The organism is Roseovarius autotrophicus (assembly GCF_018069895.1).
GTDB lineage: Bacteria > Pseudomonadota > Alphaproteobacteria > Rhodobacterales > Rhodobacteraceae > Roseovarius > Roseovarius autotrophicus.
In genome coordinates this window covers 117,979-137,190 of record NZ_JAGQDH010000001.1, presented here as the reverse complement: position 1 = coordinate 137,190, position 19,212 = coordinate 117,979, and the positions used below count along the sequence as shown (strand labels likewise).

The 19,212-nt window shown below is 64.5% G+C and carries 19 protein-coding genes and 1 tRNA gene; 9 read left to right on the top strand and 11 right to left on the bottom strand.

The window, feature by feature from the left end; all coding sequences use genetic code 11:
* Positions 1 to 119 precede the first annotated feature (119 nt).
* On the top strand, positions 120 to 1,121 hold the full coding sequence (locus KAK09_RS00705; protein WP_210876912.1) for a GlxA family transcriptional regulator: 1,002 nt from the start codon (positions 120 to 122) through the stop codon (positions 1,119 to 1,121).
* Between the two features lie 62 nt (positions 1,122 to 1,183).
* Here KAK09_RS00705 and KAK09_RS00700 read toward each other — a convergent pair whose 3' ends face one another.
* From KAK09_RS00700 to KAK09_RS00685, 4 genes are read right to left on the bottom strand one after another with little or no spacing between them, the layout of a single operon-like run.
* Positions 1,184 to 2,272, bottom strand: a complete 1,089-nt coding sequence (locus KAK09_RS00700; RefSeq protein WP_210876911.1) for a PQQ-dependent sugar dehydrogenase — start codon at positions 2,270 to 2,272, stop codon at positions 1,184 to 1,186.
* 33 nt (positions 2,273 to 2,305) lie between these two features.
* Positions 2,306 to 4,234 carry a 1-deoxy-D-xylulose-5-phosphate synthase gene (gene dxs, locus KAK09_RS00695; protein ID WP_210876910.1) on the bottom strand — a complete coding sequence of 643 codons (1,929 nt, stop codon included), beginning with the start codon at positions 4,232 to 4,234 and terminating at the stop codon, positions 2,306 to 2,308.
* 22 nt (positions 4,235 to 4,256) lie between these two features.
* The gene (locus KAK09_RS00690; RefSeq protein ID WP_210876909.1) at positions 4,257 to 5,120 is read right to left on the bottom strand and encodes a polyprenyl synthetase family protein; all 864 of its coding nucleotides are present in this window, start codon (positions 5,118 to 5,120) and stop codon (positions 4,257 to 4,259) included.
* Entirely contained in the window at positions 5,120 to 5,362 is a 243-nt protein-coding gene (locus KAK09_RS00685; RefSeq protein WP_210876908.1) for an exodeoxyribonuclease VII small subunit, read from the bottom strand. Before KAK09_RS00685 ends, KAK09_RS00690 begins: the two co-directional genes overlap by 1 nt.
* A 102-nt stretch (positions 5,363 to 5,464) precedes the next feature.
* On the opposite strand from KAK09_RS00685, the gene KAK09_RS00680 reads away from it, so the two are divergent.
* Positions 5,465 to 6,376: a phosphotransferase gene (locus KAK09_RS00680; protein ID WP_210876907.1), complete on the top strand. Its 912-nt coding sequence runs from the start codon at positions 5,465 to 5,467 to the stop codon at positions 6,374 to 6,376.
* A 55-nt stretch (positions 6,377 to 6,431) separates the two neighbouring features.
* Here the strand turns inward: KAK09_RS00680 and KAK09_RS00675 are convergent, their stop codons facing one another.
* Positions 6,432 to 7,970, bottom strand: a complete 1,539-nt coding sequence (locus tag KAK09_RS00675) for a helicase HerA-like domain-containing protein (protein ID WP_210876906.1) — start codon at positions 7,968 to 7,970, stop codon at positions 6,432 to 6,434.
* A 414-nt stretch (positions 7,971 to 8,384) separates the two neighbouring features.
* Here KAK09_RS00675 and KAK09_RS00670 point away from each other — a divergent pair, with 414 nt between their 5' ends.
* A complete protein-coding gene (locus tag KAK09_RS00670) occupies positions 8,385 to 8,996 on the top strand; it encodes an invasion associated locus B family protein (protein ID WP_210876905.1) in 612 nt (203 codons plus the stop codon).
* Positions 8,997 to 9,035: 39 nt separating this feature from the next.
* Here KAK09_RS00670 and KAK09_RS00665 read toward each other — a convergent pair whose 3' ends face one another.
* From KAK09_RS00665 to KAK09_RS00655, 3 genes are all read right to left on the bottom strand, one after another.
* Positions 9,036 to 10,247: a beta-ketoacyl-ACP synthase II gene (locus tag KAK09_RS00665; RefSeq protein ID WP_210876904.1), complete on the bottom strand. Its 1,212-nt coding sequence runs from the start codon at positions 10,245 to 10,247 to the stop codon at positions 9,036 to 9,038.
* A complete protein-coding gene (locus KAK09_RS00660) occupies positions 10,244 to 10,504 on the bottom strand; it encodes an acyl carrier protein (protein WP_210876903.1) in 261 nt (86 codons plus the stop codon). Before KAK09_RS00660 ends, KAK09_RS00665 begins: the two co-directional genes overlap by 4 nt.
* A 203-nt stretch (positions 10,505 to 10,707) precedes the next feature.
* Positions 10,708 to 12,384, bottom strand: a complete 1,677-nt coding sequence (locus KAK09_RS00655) for a L,D-transpeptidase family protein (RefSeq protein WP_247650989.1) — start codon at positions 12,382 to 12,384, stop codon at positions 10,708 to 10,710.
* A 311-nt stretch (positions 12,385 to 12,695) separates the two neighbouring features.
* Here KAK09_RS00655 and mepK point away from each other — a divergent pair, with 311 nt between their 5' ends.
* The gene (gene mepK / locus KAK09_RS00650) at positions 12,696 to 13,265 is read left to right on the top strand and encodes a peptidoglycan L,D-endopeptidase MepK (RefSeq protein WP_210876902.1); all 570 of its coding nucleotides are present in this window, start codon (positions 12,696 to 12,698) and stop codon (positions 13,263 to 13,265) included.
* Positions 13,266 to 13,336: 71 nt separating this feature from the next.
* Here mepK and KAK09_RS00645 read toward each other — a convergent pair.
* A tRNA-Leu gene (locus KAK09_RS00645) sits at positions 13,337 to 13,420 on the bottom strand.
* Positions 13,421 to 13,543: 123 nt separating this feature from the next.
* Here KAK09_RS00645 and KAK09_RS00640 point away from each other — a divergent pair.
* Both KAK09_RS00640 and KAK09_RS00635 read left to right on the top strand, forming a co-directional pair.
* Entirely contained in the window at positions 13,544 to 14,122 is a 579-nt protein-coding gene (locus KAK09_RS00640; RefSeq protein WP_210876901.1) for a YqaA family protein, read from the top strand.
* 4 nt (positions 14,123 to 14,126) lie between these two features.
* Entirely contained in the window at positions 14,127 to 14,591 is a 465-nt protein-coding gene (locus KAK09_RS00635) for a disulfide bond formation protein B (protein WP_210876900.1), read from the top strand.
* Between the two features lie 14 nt (positions 14,592 to 14,605).
* On the opposite strand, the gene KAK09_RS00630 is transcribed toward KAK09_RS00635, so the two are convergent.
* The gene (locus KAK09_RS00630; protein WP_210876899.1) at positions 14,606 to 15,034 is read right to left on the bottom strand and encodes an Lrp/AsnC family transcriptional regulator; all 429 of its coding nucleotides are present in this window, start codon (positions 15,032 to 15,034) and stop codon (positions 14,606 to 14,608) included.
* 116 nt (positions 15,035 to 15,150) lie between these two features.
* Here KAK09_RS00630 and rocF point away from each other — a divergent pair, with 116 nt between their 5' ends.
* Genes rocF through KAK09_RS00615 form a run of 3 tightly spaced genes read left to right on the top strand, consistent with a single transcriptional unit; the run spans position 15,151 to position 17,724 of the window.
* On the top strand, positions 15,151 to 16,080 hold the full coding sequence (gene rocF, locus KAK09_RS00625; RefSeq protein ID WP_210876898.1) for an arginase: 930 nt from the start codon (positions 15,151 to 15,153) through the stop codon (positions 16,078 to 16,080).
* A 10-nt stretch (positions 16,081 to 16,090) separates the two neighbouring features.
* A complete protein-coding gene (locus KAK09_RS00620; RefSeq protein ID WP_210876897.1) occupies positions 16,091 to 17,149 on the top strand; it encodes an ornithine cyclodeaminase in 1,059 nt (352 codons plus the stop codon).
* The gene (locus KAK09_RS00615; protein ID WP_210876896.1) at positions 17,149 to 17,724 is read left to right on the top strand and encodes an isochorismatase family protein; all 576 of its coding nucleotides are present in this window, start codon (positions 17,149 to 17,151) and stop codon (positions 17,722 to 17,724) included. The genes KAK09_RS00620 and KAK09_RS00615 overlap by 1 nt, the downstream gene beginning before the upstream one ends.
* A 2-nt stretch (positions 17,725 to 17,726) precedes the next feature.
* Here the strand turns inward: KAK09_RS00615 and KAK09_RS00610 are convergent, their stop codons facing one another.
* On the bottom strand, positions 17,727 to 19,049 hold the full coding sequence (locus tag KAK09_RS00610; protein ID WP_247650988.1) for a DEAD/DEAH box helicase: 1,323 nt from the start codon (positions 19,047 to 19,049) through the stop codon (positions 17,727 to 17,729).
* Positions 19,050 to 19,212: the final 163 nt, after the last annotated feature.

The window sequence follows — 19,212 nt, the reverse complement described above, 5'->3', positions numbered from 1 at the left end:
ACCATAGACCATATCCCGGCCTGGTCAAAATGCGACACGATTGCGCCGGTTTCCCTTGTGAATCGCAACCGTTTCGTGAAAGTGGCGAAGTATCACGCGCCGCGACGGGGAAATTGGCCATGATACCTGAGCTGGAGACCATAGAGGTGGACGCGCCCAAGGCACCGACGCGCTTTGTGTTCGTGCTTCTGGACAAGTTCACCCTGCTCAGTTTCGCGGCAGCCGTGGAATGCCTGCGGATCGCCAACCGGCTTTCGGGGCAGACGCTCTATACCTGGCACATCACCAGCGACAGCGATGGAGAGGTGACATCCTCTGCCGGTGTGCGCTTTACCATCGATGCCCCCCTTGGCGAATTGAACCGCGAGGATATCGTGCTCGTCTGCGGCGGCATGGACGTGCACAAGGCCGCGACCAAGCGCATGCTCAACTGGCTCCGGCGCGAGGCGCGGCGGGGCTTGCGCATGGGGGGGCTCTGCACCGCCTCCTATGTGCTCGCAAAGGCGGGGCTGCTTGATGGCAAGCGCGCCACGATCCACTGGGAGAACCACGACGCCTTTCTCGAAGAGTTCGACGAGGTGGACCTGACGAAATCGGTCTTTGTCGTCGATGGCAACCGGATGAGCACGGCGGGTGGCACTTCGTCCATCGACCTGATGCTGAGCCTCATTGCCGACACCCATGGCGAAAAGTTGGCCAACGCGGTGGCCGATCAGCAGATATATTCCTCGATCCGCACCGATCAGGACACGCAGCGTCTCTCGGTGCCGACCCGCATCGGCGTCCGCCACCCCAAGCTGAGCCAGGTCATTCAGGCCATGGAGGCCAATATCGAAGAACCGATCAGCCCCTCGATCCTCGCGCGCGAGGTGGGCATGTCCACGCGCCAGCTCGAACGGCTCTTTCGCCGCTATCTCAACCGCAGCCCGAAACGCTATTACATGGAATTACGACTGCAAAAGGCGCGCAATCTTTTGATGCAAACCGACATGACGGTTATCAACGTGGCGCTTGCCTGCGGTTTTGCCAGCCCGTCGCATTTCTCGAAATGCTACCGGGCGCATTACCACACCACGCCCTATCGCGAGCGCGGCGCGCATGGGGCGCGGCTGTCTGTTTGAAAACGCGGTAAAGCGGGGGCCAGCCCCCGCACCCCCGGGATATTTATGGCCAGAAGAATGGATCAGCCAGGTGTTATCCGATAGGCCGCACCATTGCCCACGCTCAGAAACCAGATACTGCCATCAGGCGCCTCGCGGATATCGCGCACGCGCGCGGTCTCGGCGGATTTGAGTCGCTCGGCCTCAGTCAGGGGATTGCCCGAAAGACGCGAGATCATCCCGAACTTGAGCGCGCCCACGAGGACATGTCCGCGCCACTCGGGCCAGAGCGTGCCGGAATAGATCACCATCCCCGAAGGCGCGATGGAAGGATCCCAGTAATGCACGGGCTGCTCCATCCCGTCCTTGTGCGTTCCCTCACCAATCCGCGCCCCCGAATAATGCCTGCCATAGGCGATCACCGGCCAGCCGTAATTCGCGCCGCGCACCACAAGGTTGACCTCGTCGCCGCCGCGCGCCCCGTGCTCGACCACCCAGAGCCGCCCCTCGTCGTCAAGCGCCGCCCCTTGCGCGTTGCGATGACCATAAGACCAGATTTCAGGCCGCGCGCCCGGCCTGTTCACGAAGGGATTGTCGGATGGCACAGAGCCGTCCCGGTTGATGCGGATGACCGTGCCGTTCTGATTGGAGATGTCCTGCGCCGTGGGACCATCGCCCCGGTCGCCAATGGTGACAAAAAGCGTGCCGTCGCGCGCCTCGACCAGCCGCGAGCCGAAATGCCGCCCGCCGGAAGAACCGGGTACAAGTTCGAAGATCACCTGCATATCCTCCAGCCGCACCCCGTCCTGAGACAGCCGCGCGCGCGCCACCGCCGTGCCCGCGCCACCCGGTTGCGGCCTCGAAAAGCTCAGGAATATCTCGCGCGTCGCCGCAAAATCACGTGGCACCAGCACATCAAGAAGCCCCCCCTGCCCCCGTGCCGCCACCTCTGGCACGCCCGCCACCGCGCGCGTCTCGCCACCTGCCACATGCAGGAACCGCCCGCCACGTTCGGTAATCAAGAGCCCGCCATCAGGCAAAAACCCGAGCGCCCAGGGTTCGGTCAGCCCCGCCACCATCCGCGTAACCGTCAGCTTGCCCGCGCTCGTATCGAGCGCATGGGCCGGAAGGGTGATCAGAAGCGCAAGACAAAGGGTGATGAAGCGGGGCATGGGCGTCTCCTTTTCCCACCCCATATGGGGTGGTCAGGCGCGTTTGCCAGTGATCAGCGAAATCCCCATCAACTCGAGCACCTTCGCCTCGATATGCGGCGCGTTCATCGCCGCCACGTCATACATCTGCTCGGCGCTCGCCTGATCTATGAAGATATCGGGCAGCACCATTGACCGGAACTTCAGGCCCCGGTCGAACACTCCTTCCTCGGCGAGCAACTGGCCGACATGACTGCCAAACCCGCCGATGGCCCCCTCCTCCACGGTGATCAGCGCTTCGTGCCGCCCGGCCAGATCGAGGATCATCTCGCGATCAAGTGGTTTGGCAAAGCGCGCATCGGCCACCGTCGGCGTGATCCCGCGCGACTCCAGCGCCTCGCAGGCTGCGCGCACTTCGGACAGCCGCGTGCCGAAGGAGAGGATCGCCACCCCCGCCCCCTCGCGGATCATCCGTCCCTTGCCGATCTCAAGCGGTACACCACGTGCGGGCATCTCGACCCCCACCCCCTCGCCGCGTGGATAGCGGAACGCAATCGGCCCCGCGTCATGCGCCGCTGCCGTGGCGACCATATGGACAAGTTCCGCCTCGTCTGCGGCGGCCATGACCACAAACCCAGGCAGGTTCGCCAGAAATGCCACGTCGAAAGCCCCGGCATGGGTTGCCCCGTCAGCCCCGACAAGGCCCGCGCGATCAATGGCAAACCGGACGGGCAGGCGCTGGATTGCCACGTCATGTACAACCTGATCATAACCGCGCTGCAAGAACGTCGAGTAGAGCGCACAAAAGGGCCGCATCCCCCCAGCCGCTAGACCGGCGGAAAACGTCACCGCATGCTGCTCTGCGATGCCCACATCAAAGAGCCGCGACGGATAGCGCCCGGCAAAGAGGTTCAGCCCGGTGCCATCCGGCATCGCCGCCGTCACTGCGCAGATGCGCGGATCCTCTGCCGCCTCGGCCAGAAGCGCGTCGGCAAAGACGCGCGTGTAACTCGGCGCGTTCGACGGTGCTTTCACCTGCTTGCCGGTCAGCACGTCGAACCGTGCCGTCGCGTGGCCACCGTCTCGCGCCTCCTCCGCCGGGGCATAGCCCTTGCCCTTCTTCGTCAGCACATGGATGAGCATCGGCCCCGTGGCCCGCGCCCTGACCGTGCGCAGCACGGGCAGAAGCTGATCGAGATCATGACCGTCGATGGGCCCGACATAGGAAAACCCCAGTTCCTCGAAAAGCGTGCCGCCCACGGCCAGCCCCTTGAGCATGTCCTTGGCCCGCCGTGCGCCCTCCTGAAAAGGGGGCGGCAAAAGCGAGATCGCGCCCTTGGCGGCGGCCTTGAATTCCTGGAAGGGCTCGCCCGCGTAAAGCCGCGAGAGATAGGTCGAAAGCGCACCCACTGGTGGCGCGATGGACATCTCGTTGTCGTTGAGAATGACGAACAGCCGCTTCTTCAGGTGGCCCGCGTTGTTCATCGCCTCGAACGCCATGCCTGCGCTCATCGCCCCGTCACCGATCACCGCGATGGCATCGCCATGGCCGGTCTCGCAGGGCCCTCCCAGATCGCGCGCCACGGCAAAGCCAAGCGCCGCGCTGATCGAGGTGGAGCTATGCGCCGCGCCGAAAGGGTCATAAGGCGACTCGCTGCGCTTGGTGAAACCCGACAGACCGTCCTTCTGCCGCAAGCTGCGGATGCGATCCCGCCGCCCGGTCAGGATCTTGTGCGGATAGCACTGGTGCGACACGTCCCAGATGATCTTGTCACGCGGCGCGTCGAACACATGGTGCAGCGCCACGGTCAGTTCCACCACCCCCAGCCCCGCGCCCAGGTGCCCGCCGGTCTCCGAGACCGCCGAAATCGTCTCGGCGCGCAGTTCATGGGCAAGCTGCACAAGTTGCGCGTCGCTCAACCGCTTGAGATCGGCGGGAACGTTGACCTGATCGAGAAGCGGTGTTTTCGGACGGTCGGACATGGCACCCCTCCCCGGGGGAAACTCAGCTTTCGCGCGAGATAACGAAGCGGGCCAGATCACGCAACCCGTCGCCCCGCGCGCCATAACAGGATAGCGCGTCGCAGGCGCTGTCAACCAGTGTGTGTGCGCGCGCGCGCGCGCCCTCCAGCCCCAGCAGCGACACGAAGGTGGCCTTGCCCGCGGCGGCATCCTTGCCCACGGCCTTGCCGGCCGCCGCCGCATCGCCGGTCACGTCGATCACGTCATCCTGAATCTGGAATGCAAGGCCAAGCGCGCGCGCATAGGCGGTCAGCGGCGCGGGATCGGCCCGCGCCATGATCGCGCCTGCGGTGGCCGCCCATTCGATCAGCGCGCCGGTCTTGCCCGCCTGCAACGCGGTGATCTCGTCAAGGGTCAGCGGCGCGGGCGCGCTCTCGGCCGCAATGTCGCGCGCCTGCCCCAGCACCATTCCCCGCCCGCCCGCCGCACGCGCAAGGCCAAGTGCCAGGTCGGCCCGCACATCGCCCGCCCCGCTGCGGGGATCGGCCGCCATCTCGAAGGCCAACGCCTGAAGCGCATCACCCGTCAGGATCGCGATGGCCTCGTTCCATGCGACATGCACCGTGGGTTGCCCCCGGCGCAGCGCGTCATCATCCATAGCGGGCAGATCGTCATGCACAAGGCTGTAGGCGTGCATCGCCTCTATCGCCCCCGCAGGCCAGAGCGCCGCCGCCTCCGCCACCCCCAGCATCCGCGCGCCTTCCAGCACCAGATGCGCACGGATGCGCTTGCCGCCGCGCGTGGCATAGCGCATGGCATCGGTGATCGGCCCTGAGGGATAGGCCCCGAGCACAGCCGTCAGGTGATCCGTGACGAGCGCCGCGTCGCGGATCAGAGCCGCCCGCATCACCCCTCCGACAACGGGCGGCTGCCCGTGGGGTTGCCCTCGGCGTCGAGGGTGATGGCGTGAACCTTCTCCTCGGCCTCTTTCAGCTTTTCCTCGCAGCGCTTCTTGAGAAGCGCGCCGCGCTCATAAAGCGTGATCGACTCGTCAAGCGCCACATCGCCGCGCTCCAGACGGCTCACCACCTGTTCCAGTTCCTGCATTGCCTGTTCAAAGCTCAGTTCCGTGACGGGGGTCGCGCTCATGCTGTCATCCTGCTGCCTGAATTCCGGGCTTGACCTTAGCCGCGCGGGCGAGCGGGCGCAATTCGGTTGACGCCGCGCGGGGCCTCGGGAAAAACTCCGGCCATGTCCGATGCCCCCCCCCTGCCCGAAATCGACCTGCCCGACGGGGCGGTGATCACCGAGGTTCTGCGCCATGTGCCGGGCAAGCGCGCGATCTTCGCCGGACACTGGCGCGGCCGCGCGGCAATCTTCCGGCAGGCAGAGCGCGCCACCGCCGAGATGCAGGCCCGCGAATGGCAGGAGGCGCGGCGCATCTGGCCCTATATGCAGGGCGCTCGATTCCGCGTGACCGAACCGCTGGCCTATCTGCCTGAACTGCGCCTGATGGTGATGGAACGCGCCCCGGGCACGCCGCTTCTGCAATGGCTCTGGCAGACCGAACCAGAGGCGCGCGGCGCGGCGCTTGCCCCCGCCGCCCAATGGTTACGCCGCTACACGGATGCCTCTGAAAGCTGGACCGGCGCCGCGCCCGAGGGCTGGCTGGCGCGCGCGGGACGCTGTGCCGAAGCACAACCCTTCGACCATCTGCGCAAGATCGAATCCGAGATTCTCGCCGCTCTTCGGTCCCTCGCGCAGCGCCTTGACGGGGCCGAATGGCGGGTAGCGGTCTGCCATGGCGATTTTCACCCCAACAATCTGCTCAGGGACGGCGATCGCTTCACCGGCATCGACACGGGCGGTTCGGCGCACATGCCGGTCTGCAAGGATATCGCGCGCTTTCTGATGCATCTCGCGCGGCGCGGCATGGCCCCGTCGGGCGCGGCGTGGTGCGGGGTCGATGCCGCCCTCGCGCGCCAGTTCACCGAGACCTTCGCCTTGACCGAGACGGAACGACGCACGGTGCTGCCGTTCTTTCTCGGGGTCGAGGCGCTCTTGCGGGTCGAGACGCCGGCGATCAAGCCGCGACGCCTGCGTCTCGCGGAAACGGTATATGCGGCATTGCGCGATGATCTGGAAACCTTGCTTCAGACGTGACCCGCTGAGCTTCCGCCACACGAGCCTCCGGTCGCGCCGCCGGGCGACACAGCCTTTACCGCCCCCGAAACAGCCCCCCCAGAATACCGCGCACCAGCCGCCGCCCGGTCGTGCCCTGCAACTCCTTGACCACCGCAGAGGTGATTGCACCGCCAAGGCTCTCGGTGGCACGGCCGCGCGTCGTCCGCCCCGGTTGCGCCCCGCCCGAATAGCGTCGCGCCGCCTTGAACTCGCGCTCCGCCTGCTTTTCAGCCAAGGCGCGCGCCTCGGCCTCTTCGGCCTCCTTCGCCGCCGCCTCGACCCGAGCGGCAAGAATTTCGAACGCAGAATGACGGTCAATCGCCGTCTCATACTTGCCCGCCACCGGCGAGGCGGCAATGACCGCGCGTCGCGTGGCCGCGTCACAGGGGCCAAGCTGCGTCGCGGGCGGGCGAATGAGCGTGCGCTCGACCACCCCCGGCACCCCCTTGCCCTCCATGAGCGATGTCACTGCCTCGCCCGTGCCGATATCGCGAATCGCCTCGAACGTGTCGAAAAGGGGATTGGGGCGATAGGTCTCGGCGGCGCGCTTGAGCGCGCGTTGATCACGCGCGGTAAAGGCGCGCAGCGCGTGCTGAAACCGGTTACCCAACTGTCCGAGGATCGCATCGGGCACGTCATCAGGGTTCTGGGTGATGAAATAGACCCCCACACCCTTGGACCGGATAAGCCGCGCCACCTGCTCGACCTTGTCCACCAGCGCCTTGGGCGCGTCGTCAAAAAGAAGATGCGCCTCGTCGAAGAAAAACACCAGGCGCGGCTTGTCGGGATTGCCCACCTCGGGCAGTTTCTCGAATAACTCCGACAGTAGCCACAAAAGAAACGTCGCATAAAGGCGTGGCGAATTGATCAGCCTGTCGGCGGCAAGGATATTGACATGGCCCCGCCCCTCGGGCGTCACGCGCATGAGATCGGCCAGATCCAGGGCAGGTTCGCCGAAGAAATGCCCGCCCCCCTGATTTTCCAGCACCAGCAGCGCCCGCTGGATCGCCCCGACCGAGGCCGCGGTCACATTGCCATAGCGCAGCGAAAATTCCGAGGCCGACTGCCCCACAAAGATCAACAGCGCCTGCAAATCCTTGAGATCAAGCAGCGGTAGCCCCTCTTCGTCGGCCACGCGAAATGCGATGTTGAGCACCCCCTCCTGCGCATCGGAGAGCGACATGAGCCGCGCCAGCAACAGCGGCCCCATCTCGGCCACCGTGGTGCGCACCGGGTGGCCCTGATCGCCGAACACGTCCCAGAAGATCACAGGGAACGCGTCGTAGTGAAACCCGTCAAAGCCAATGCGCGTAGCGCGTTCGGTGAACGCACCATGCAGCTTGCCCTCGGCACTGCCTGCGACCGCCATCCCCGAAACATCGCCTTTGATATCCGACAGGATCACCGGCACGCCCGCATCCGAGAAACCTTCGGCGAGGATTTGCAGCGTCACCGTCTTGCCAGTGCCCGTCGCCCCGGCAACAAGCCCGTGCCGGTTGCCGAATTTCAACAGCAACTCCTGCGCCTCTGCATAGTCTGACCCGCCGCCACCCACAAAAATCGCCTCGGACACGCCAATCCTCCCGGTCCAGAAATAGTCACGGTCCGACCATACAAAGTTAACCTTTCGGTGCCACACTGTTTTCACGCCCGGTCTCATTTGTCCTCCGGGATTGGGTGACTTCCTCCCTGTCAGACTGGCCGCATCCACGGGTGCGGCCTTTTTTCACGGTCCCGCGACATAGGCAGTTGACGCAACATGGCTTCTGTCATAGCGTATTTCTCAAATACTAAGTCGGCCAGTCCGACGGGGAGAGATGACGAAAGAGGCCCATGGGCCTCTTTCTTTTTGGCACGACCGCCCACCCCACCCTTCGCGCGAATTCCTGCCGGACCGGCCCCGGGCAGACGTGTTTTTCGCCCTGACAGTTGCGGGCCGACGTGGTAGATCGCCTGTCAGACCATTTCTGCAATCCATGGGGAAAAGATGTCCAAGACCGTGTTCCGCCTCTCTCTCGCTGCCCTGCTTGCCGTCTCGACCGGGGTCGGCGCGCAACAGGCCGAGGCTCCGGCAGCCGAAGCCCAGACCGAGGTTCCCCTCAATCCGGTGACCGGACTCGATATCGGGCGCGAGGTTCCCGACGAGAACACGCCCTTTATCCGCGAAACACATGGCGACTGGGCCATTCGCTGCTTTCCCGCGCCCGAAGACCAGGACGATCTGTGCCAGATGTATCAGCTTCTGACCGAGCAGGCAGGCAATCCGGTGGCCGAGTTCAGCCTTTACCGGCTGGAGGGCGCAGGTCAGGTCGTGGCCGGCGCCACGCTCGCGGTGCCGCTCGGCACGCTGCTCACCGAAGAGGTCAAGCTCTCGGTCGATAACGCCAAGGCCAAGAGCTATGCCTATTCCTTCTGCACCATGGCGGGATGCTTCTCGCGCATCGGGTTGGCGCAGGCCGATGTCGATGCGATGAAGCGCGGCGCAAAAGCCACGATCGAGATCGTTCCCGCCCAGGCCCCCGACCAGAAGGTGCGCATCGACGTCTCGCTCACGGGCTTCACCGCTGCCTATGAAGCCGCATCGACGATCACGAACTGAGAAACGGGTTGTCCTCGGGTTCGACCCGAGGACAACCCGTCAGGCAAATCGTCTGAGCGCCAGCACCGCGTTCAGCCCACCAAAGGCGAAGGCGTTGGACAGGGCCACCTCCACCCTTGCCTCGCGCGCCTGGTTGGGGACCACATCAAGCGCGCATTCCGGGTCCGGCTCTTCATAGCCGATGGTGGGCGCAATGATTCCGTCGCGCAGCGCCATGATGCAGGCCAGCAACTCGACCGCCCCGGTTGCGCCGATAAGATGGGCATGCATGGATTTTGTCGAGGAAATCATCAGTTGGTCCGCGTGCGGCCCGAACACATCGGCCACCGCGGCGCATTCGGTCTTGTCATTGGCGGCCGTCCCGGTGCCATGGGCATTGATATACCCCACCTCGTCGCGGTTCACGCGCGCGTCGCGCAAGGCCCCCTCGATCGCCCGCGCGGCACCCTGTTTCGAGGGCATGACAATGTCGGACGCATCCGACGTCATCGCGAAGCCCACCACTTCTGCGAGAATGTCGGCGCCCCGCGCCTTGGCGCGTTCCAACTCCTCGAAGACAAAGATCGCCGCCCCCTCGCCCTGCACCATGCCGTTGCGATTGGCCGAGAACGGCCGACAGGCGTCGCGGCTCATCACGCGCAGCCCCTCCCAGGCCTTGACCCCGCCGAAACAGAGCATCGATTCCGATCCGCCGGTGACCATCACAGGCGTGATCCCGCCATGCACCATCTGGAACGCCTGCGCCATCGCGTGATTGGACGAGGCACAGGCGGTCGAGACCGTAAATGTCGGCCCCTTGAGGTTGAACTCCATCGACAGGTGGCTGGCCGCGGCATTGTTCATCAGCTTGGGCACGACGAAGGGATGGACGCGGTTCTTGCCCTCCTCATAGACAGAGCGGTAATTCTCGTCGAGCGTGGTCATGCCGCCGCCCGAATTGCCAAGAATCACGCCCGCCCGCGCCGCCAGTTCGCCCTTGAACTCAAGCCCCGCCTGCCCGATCGCTTCGCGCGCGGCGATCAGCGTGAACTGGGTAAAACGGTCATAGAGTGCCAGTTGCTGCCGGTTGAACCGCACCTCGGGGTCATAGCCCTTGACCTGCGCGCCGATGCGGATCGACAGCCGCTCGACATCGCGAAATTCCAGCTCGCCTATGCCGCAACGCCCCTCGCGCATCGACTCCAGCGTCGCAGGCACGTCGTGTCCAAGTGCGTTGATCGTGCCCGCCCCGGTAATGACGACCCGTTTCACGACTGCTCTGCCAGCAGTCGCTCGATGCCCGCGATGATGGACCGCACCGAGGAGATGTCGAACTCGCTCTTTTCCGGCTCGTTGGCGTTGAACGGCACCGCAATGTCAAAGGCTTCCTCGATGGCGAAGATGCTCTCGACAAGGCCGAGGCTGTCGATGCCCAGATCCTCCGGCGTGCTGTCGAGGGAAACGTCAGAGGGCTCGAGCCCCGACTGTTCGGCGATGATCCCGATCACCCGATCCTGAATACTGCTCATGATGTGGTCTTTCCTTTCACCGCCCCGGCGCGGACGACTCTCGGGGGACTTGTGCGTCAGTTCCGTAACGAAATTTTAACGGCTGCGGGCCATTCGCACAATCTTTTGCGACGAGGAACGGCGACGGGAACACGACATCCGACGCGATATACAATCACGTCCGGCAGGCAGTGCGAGACAGGCGCAAGCGGCGCACGGTGTGTTCAACCGTTCAGGCCACCCAGCCTGACACCCGCGCGTTCGAGCGCCTCCCAGATACGCGCGTCACGCCCATAGATATCGTCGCGATACTGCACCGCGCCTCCTGCCTGCGTCACCGCCGTGCGATAGATCAGGTGAATCGGCACATGTTTCTTGAGATTCACATAGGTCTCTCGCCCGGTATCAAGCACGGAATGAAAGAAACTCTGCGGATCGGCCTCCTGCCGCGACAGCAACTCATAGGCAAACTCGAAAGGTTGCTGGAGCCGGATGCACCCGGAACTGAAATCGCGTTTTTCCGGTTGGAACAGGTGCTTTTGAGGCGTGTCGTGAAGATAGATGTTCCACTTGTTCGGAAACATGAACTTCACCAGACCGAGCGCGTTGTTATCCGAAGGCGGCTGCTTGACCGCGAAGGGGAAGTTGCGCCCCGTATAGGCGTTGAAATTCACCGCCCCGCGCGGCACCTCTCGGCCGCTGCTGTCGTAGAGCTTGAGGTAAGAGGCCGCGTTGCGGTTGCCCTGAAGCTTTGGCAGATAATCGCGTGCCACGATCGAGCGCGGCACATGCCAGGTCGGATTGATCACCATGTATTTCATCTGATCAGAGAATTCGGGGCTGCGCCGATCGCCGGCATTCTTGCCGATCACCGCCCGGGTCTCGAAGGTGACGCGATCATCGTCGATGATCCTGGCGCTGAAATCGGCCAGGTTGACCAGGATGTGCCGCGTGCCGCGCTCGGCGGGCAGCCAACGCTCGCGCTCCATCGCGACGATGACGGATTTCAGTCGCTGCTCTGGGCCGGTGTTGATCGCCGCCATCGTCGCCGGACCGGCGACACCATCCGTTTCCAGCCCGTGATTCCCCTGGAATGCCTGAACCGCCGCCTGGATCGTGCCGTCATAGCTTGCCGTCGCGCTGCGTGACAGATACCCCATGGCCACCAGACGGTCACGCAACGCCAGCACAGCCGGACCGGTCGCGCCGGGTCTCAGGCTGTCGGCCGGGACCACCGCCCCCCAACCACCCGCCGCGACGCGCCGTTCGAGGATCAGCTTGTGCTTCTGCAACCGCCTGTATTCATTCGATTGCGGCGCCAGCGCACGGATCACGGCGCGCGGCTCGCCGACCCGCATCTTCTCAAGCAGGTCCGGGGCCGAACGGCGCACCACGTCGCGCTTGATGTCGAAATCTACGCGCGACGGGACCACGACACCGCTTTGCAGATCGCGCGCGTAGGCAAGATAGGCCCGGCTCAGCGCCACCTCCGCCTCGGCCAGCGCCTGTGCCGAACGGATATCACCCAGCCGCGCCAACAGTCCCGGCAGATCGTACCGTGCCACAGGCAGGCCGTGCATATCCGCATCACCAAGCGCGCGCAGCAACGCGGCGCGCCGCGCAGGATCCTGCGCCGATTCACCCGTCCAGAGCGGCGCGTGACCGACACCGCGATAATACTCCGCCAGTTCACGATCCGTCGCGGTCGCGTCCTCCAGCGCCTGCGTGAACGCCGTATTCATCGCGTGCGCCTGCGCCTGTGCCATCGCCTCGGACAGCGCGGTCGAGAACGCGGGCGAGATCACCGCACGATTGCCTTCGGCCCGAAGCCCGGTCGCGGCCACTGCTCCGACAACGCTCAGGGCCGCCCCCCAACCCCGCAACCCGGACAACTTGCGCATGGTCATTCCCCTTCATTCTCATCACTCCGAGAGTGTCAATATTTCAGCAAAACATCAATTTATTCCTAACCAAATCGTGTCACGATCCCCCAAATCCGCGTGACACGGATAGACCGATGACTGCATCCCAATTGCACCACCACAGGCCAATGATGCGCAAAATCCCGCCGAAACCGCCTGACGTTCACGCAGTATGACAAAAGGGGGCTTGGTAGATGATTTCCGTTATGCGATACAAAACGCGCATCTGGGGGATGACCAAGGCCGCGGCACAGCGGCGCATACAGACGACGGGACAGGCGCAATCGATCATGACTGACTTCAGTTCCACTGGATTCTCACGCCGTGGCGTGCTGGCAGCCTTTGCCGCAACCATTGTGACCGCGGCACCAACGTTCACCAATGCAGCCGGGTTGCTGCGCGGCGCGGGGGACATCCGCCGTCTGCGCATGGTCTCGCCCCGCACAGGCGAGAGGATCGACACGATCTACTGGATCGAGGGAAAATACATCCCCGAGGCCATGAACGAGATCTCGCTCTTCATGCGGGACTGGCGCACCAATCAGACCCATCAGATCGACGCGCGCGCCGTGGATATACTCGCGGCAAGCCACAACCTGCTCGACGCACGCGAACCATACACGCTTCTGAGCGGCTATCGCAGCCCGCAGACCAATGCCATGCTGCGCTCACGTTCGGGCGGGGTGGCCAAGAATTCGCGCCACATGATCGGCGAGGCCGCCGACCTGCGCCTCGGCAGCCGCTCGGTCGATCAGATCTATCGCGCGGGCGTGGCCTGTGGCGGGGGCGGCGTCGGCAAGTATTCGGGTTCGAATTTCGTCCACATGGATTGCGGACCTGTGCGCAGCTGGGGCCGCTGAACCAATCGATCTGTGGCTGATCGCGATTGAGAGGCGGTGCGTATGCGCCGCCTTTTTCAGTGTACGTTTTCTGGTGCGGGTGGTCGGACTCGAACCGACACTCCTTGCGGAAAGGGTGTTTGAGACCCTCGCGTCTACCATTCCGCCACACCCGCGCCTGATGTGTCTCTAGCCGAGCGCAACGGCCCCGTCCAGAGGCTCCCCGTACGAAATCGCCGCACGGGGCTTGACCGCGCCGACTGTGCGTGGTGTCTCGCCGCAGAGCCGAAGGAGACCCCATGCTGCGCGCGCTTTATGACTGGACGATCCGCATGGCGGAGCACCCGCGCGCGCTCTGGGTGCTGGCGGCGATTTCCTTTGCCGAAAGTTCGGTTTTTCCGATCCCGCCGGACGCTCTGATGATTCCGATGATCCTCGCCCGACCATCACGGGCGTGGCTCATTGCCGCCGTCGCCTTGATATCTTCGGTGGTGGGGGGAATGCTGGGCTATGCCATCGGCGCATTCGCCTTTCAGGAAATCGGCCAGCCGGTCCTTGCCACGCTCGGCAAGTCCGAGGCCATCGCCGCCTTCAACACCCGGTTCAACGATTTCGGTTTCTGGGCGGTGCTGACGGCTGGGGTGACGCCCTTTCCCTACAAGGTCATCACCATCATGTCGGGCTGGACGGGGATGCCAGTGGCCACTTTCCTCGCCACCTCGATCCTCGCGCGCGGGATCCGGTTCTTCCTTGTCGCCGCGCTGTTGTGGAAGTTCGGCGCGCCGATCCGCGATTTCATCGAGCGCCGACTTGGCCTCTTGACTATCCTCTTCGTTCTGCTGCTCTTTGGTGGTTTCTACATCACGCGCTATCTGTAAAGCCATGACCAGACAGAAAACCCTGATCCTTCTTGCCGCCGCCGGCTCTGCTGCACTTCTTCTGGGTGCCCTCGCCTTTCAGCATATCGGCGGGATGGCCCCTTGCAAACTCTGCATCTGGCAGCGTTGGCCGCATGGCATTGCCGTCGGTATCGGGGCCGTGGGGCTTGTGGCCCTGCCTGCGCTCATGGCTGCTCTTGGCGCGCTTGCGGCGCTCGCCACCGCTGCCATCGGCGGCTATCACACCGGGGTCGAGCGCGGCTGGTGGCAAGGCCCCAGCGATTGCTCGGGTGGCCCCATCTCATCGCTCAGCACCGAAGATCTCTTTGCCCAAATCATGGCCGCGCCACTGGTGCGTTGCGATGAGGTGCCGTGGGAGATGTGGAGCCTTTCGATGGCAAGCTGGAACATGCTCGCCTCGCTCGGGCTGATGCTTATCTGGCTGATGGCACTGCGCGCGCGCCCGTAGGGGCGGGCAGGCCCCTACCCGCCCGATTTCCATGTATTGAGCAACAGGCTTGTCTCCGAACTGGCGATTCCGTCGAACCGCCGGATCTGCGCCAGCACCTGATCGAGCGCCTCAAGCGTCTCGGTTCCAATCTCGACGATGAGATCCCAGCGTCCGTTGGTCGCATGGATCGCGCGCACCGCACTCAGCCCGTTCAATTGCCTGATGATCCGGTCCGTGCCGCGCCCCTCGATCCCGAGCATCATCAGCCCGCGCACCGGATCGCGCAGCGTGTCGCCACGCAGCACCACCGAAAAACCCACGATTTCGCCCTTCGCTTGAAGCCGCTCGATGCGCGCGCGCACGGTGGTGCGCGACACACCCAGATCAAGCGCCAGATCGGAGAGAGAAGCGCGCGCATCGTGGCGCAGCGCCGAGAGCAGGCGGCGGTCAGTCTCGTCCATATCGAAGCCTTTTGCGTTCGTTTCGCAGGAATTGCCCCCGATATGCGCAAATTACCTGCTTCTAATCAACCGGATTCGAAGCCACCTTCTGAGCAACACGCCACAGGAGGCCAGACATGCCCGCCAAGGATATCATTCTCATCGGTGCGCCCGTCGATAGCGGCAAGGACCGGCGCGGCTGTCTCATGGGGCCGGATGCCTATCGCACCGCCGGGATTGCCGAGGCGCTGGCCGATCTTGGCCATCGCGTGAGCGACCGGGGCAACCTGAGCCCCCCGCCGACCGTTCCCGCGCCCGGAATGCCACCCCATGTCCACGCGCCTGCAGAGACCGCAGCCTGGACCGCCGCGCTCATGACCGCGGCGCAGGCGACCATGCAGGACGGCCTGCCCATCTTCCTCGGGGGCGATCACAGCCTCTCGCTCGGCTCGGTCGCAGGCGTGGCGGCCCATGCGGCCCTCACCAAGCGCCCGCAATTCGTGCTCTGGCTCGACGCCCATAGCGACTATCACACGCCGCAGAGCACCGCCTCGGGCAATCTGCACGGCACCCCCATCGGCTATGTCACCGGGCGTGCAGGCTTTCACGGCTTTCCGCCGATGGCCGATCCGATCCCCGAGCAGAACATCTGTCTGCTGGGTCTGCGTTCGGTGGATGCGGCAGAGCGCGCGGCGCTTGAGCAGACGAACATCCGCCGCCACGACATGCGCGAGATCGACGAGCGCGGCATTTCCAGCCCGCTTTCGGAATTCCTCGATCATGTCGCGGCTCAAAACGGCGCGCTCCATGTCTCGCTCGATGTGGATTTTCTGGATCCCTCCGTTGCCCCCGCAGTTGGCACCACCGTTCCCGGCGGGGCCACTATCCGCGAGGCGCATCTGGTCATGGAGATGATCTGCGATTCGGGGCTGATGACGTCGTTAGACCTGGTAGAACTGAACCCCTTTCTCGACGAGCGCGGCCGCACAGCCCAGGTGATGGTCGATCTCGCCGCTTCGGCCCTTGGCCGGCGCGTCTTCGACCGCCCGACCCACGCCCATATCTGAGGAGCCGCCCATGCCGCTTACCCCTTCCGACAAGGCCCTCGTGCCTTTCGTCTCGGTCGATCACATGATGAAACTCGTGCACCATATCGGCATCGAGCCGATGCTGATCGGCCTCGCCGAGTATATCGAGGCTGATTTCCGCCGCTGGGAACTGTTCGACAAGACCCCGCGCATCGCCTCGCATTCCGCCGAAGGGGTGATCGAGTTGATGCCCACCTCGGATGGCGAGGTCTATGGCTTCAAATATGTGAACGGCCACCCCAGGAACACAAAGGCCGGACTTCAGACCGTGACCGCCTTCGGGCTTCTGGCCAATGTCGGCAACGGCTATCCGGTGCTGCTGAGCGAAATGACCGTGCTCACCGCGCTGCGCACCGCCGCCACCTCGGCCATGGTGGCGCTCCACCTTGCCCCCAAAGGGGCCGACACCATGGCGATGATCGGCGCGGGTGCGCAATCGGAGTTCCAGAGCCTCGCCATGAAGGCGCTGGTGGGTCTGAAATCCGTGCGGCTCTACGACATCGATCCCATGGCCACCGAGAAAGCCGCGCGCAACCTCACCGGCATGGGGCTTGAGGTGGTCGCCTGCCGCTCCGCCGAAGAGAGCATGGAGGGCGCGCAGATCATCACCACCTGCACCGCCGACAAGCAATATGCCACGATCCTTACGGATAACATGGTGGGCGCGGGCGTGCATATCAACGCCATCGGCGGCGACTGCCCCGGCAAGACGGAACTGGCCCCGGCGATCCTGCACCGCGCCTCGATCTTCGTGGAATATCCCGAACAGACCCGCATCGAGGGCGAGATCCAGCAGCTTGCGCCCGATCACCCGGTCACTGAATTCTGGCAGGTGCTGGCGGGCACCGCACCGGGGCGCCGCGACGCCGCCGAGATCACGCTGTTCGACAGCGTGGGCTTTGCCATCGAGGATTTCTCGGCGCTGCGCTATGTGCGCGACCGGATCGCGGGCACCGATCTCTTTACCCCGCTTGACCTGCTTGCCGACCCGGACGATCCGCGCGACCTTTTCGGGATGGTGATGCGGGCGGGCCCCGGCGCGGGCTGATGCGTGCCCTTGCCAAGCCTGTCTCGACACGGCAGGCTTGCGCCATGCTCGACGCTGGAAACTCACATCTTCTGTTGATCGACTATCAGACCCGCCTCATGCCCGCGATCCATGAGGGCGCGCGGGTCATCGCCAATGGCAGCCGGCTATTGCAGGCCGCGCGTCTGCTTGACGTGCCGCGCAGCTTTACCGAGCAGAACCCCGACAGGCTCGGGCGCACGGTGCCGGACCTTGCGCCAGAACCGGGCGAGACCGTGTTGGCGAAAATGAACTTTGACGCCTGCGCCGACACCGCGCTGACCAAGGAAGTCCCCGCCGGTCAACGCCTTGTCGTTTGCGGCTGCGAGGCCCATGTCTGCGTGTTGCAAACGGTTCTGGGGCTGCTGAACGCCGGGCGCGACGTGGTGCTTGTGGCCGATGCCACAGCCTCGCGCGTGACCGGCAATCGTGACACCGCACTGGCGCGCATGGCGCGGCACGGAGCCGAGATCGTCACCACCGAAATGGTTCTTTTCGAGTGGTTGAAAAGCGCCAGCCACCCACGTTTCCGCGAGGTGCTGGCGCTCATCAAATAGGCTCAGGCGGCTTGACGCGTGCGGCGGCGACTGCGTGCCGCTGCTCCCGGCTTTGCCTGTCCCGGTTTTGCAGAGCCATAATTGCCCCCGCCATAACCGCCGGCCCCCATCTTGGCCCCACCCGGCTTTCCGCCGCCACCGCTCCGGCGCGGTCCGCCCCGGCCTGCGGGCTTGGCTTTCTGGCCCGGCATCACTTCCCACGCGGTGCCCGAGGCGACCGGGATGGTCATGCCCAGCACCTTCTGGATATCCTTCAACTCGCCCATCTCATCGGGTGCGCAAAAAGCAATCGCCGCCCCGTCGCGCCCGGCGCGCGCCGTGCGCCCGATCCGGTGCACGTAGTTATCAGGCACGTTCGGCAGTTCGTAATTATAGACGTGTTTCACATCGGGAATATCAAGGCCGCGCGCGGCCACATCGGTCGCCACCAGCACCTTGGCCTGCCCGTCACGAAAGGCACGCAGCGCGCGATCCCGCTGACCCTGGCTTTTGTTGCCATGGATCGTGGCCACGGCATAACCCGCCTGCTCCAGCCGTTGCGCCAGCTTGTCGGCACCATGTTTGGTGCGGCCAAAGACCAGCGCAAGCTCGTCGCGATGTTTGTCCAACAATTCGATCAGCAGGTCGGCTTTCGCGGCCTTGGCGATGAAATGCACTTCCTGCGTGACCTTGTCGGCGGCCTTGCCCGGAGGGCTGACCTGCACGCGGCGGGGGTTCTTCAGATAGCTCGCGGCGATCTCTTCCATCTGTTTCGGCATGGTGGCCGAGAACAGCATGGTCTGGCGCGCGGCGGGAAGAAGGCCAGCGATGCGGCGCAGCGCATGGATAAAGCCCAGATCAAGCATCTGATCGGCCTCGTCAAGCACCAGAAATGCCGCCGTATCGAGACGCAGCGCGCGCCGGTCGATGAGATCGAGAAGCCGCCCCGGCGTGGCGACCAGAATATCGCAGCCGCGATCCATCCGGTTGACCTGTGCGCTGATCGACGTGCCGCCGACAACAAGGTTGATGCGGATGGGGCTGTCCTTGACCAGCGGCATGAGCGCGTCGCGGATCTGCCCCGCCAGTTCGCGCGTCGGCGCAAGGATGAGGCTGCGCACCGATTTGGGCGCCGGCCGTTCGGGATTCGCCATCAGCCCTGCCACCAGCGGCAGGCCAAAGGCGAGCGTCTTGCCGGTGCCGGTCTGCGCCAGCCCCATCACGTCGTCGCCACCAAGCGCGTGCGGAATCGCACGGGTCTGAATCGGCGTCGGCTCGGTGATACCAAGAGCGACAAGTTTGCGGGTCAGCGCCTCGGGCAGGCCCATCGTGTCGAAAAGAGTCAAATCAAGTCCTTTCAGGCGCCGGGCCCTTGCCCGCGCACCCGTGATCGTGGTTGCACCATGGGCAGGGCGGGGCCACATGCCCACACCCTCCGGCCGGTGTCTGGCCCCACGCGTGATCTTGGGAACAGGTCAGCGACATTTCATTTTGAACGGCGCAAGGCAC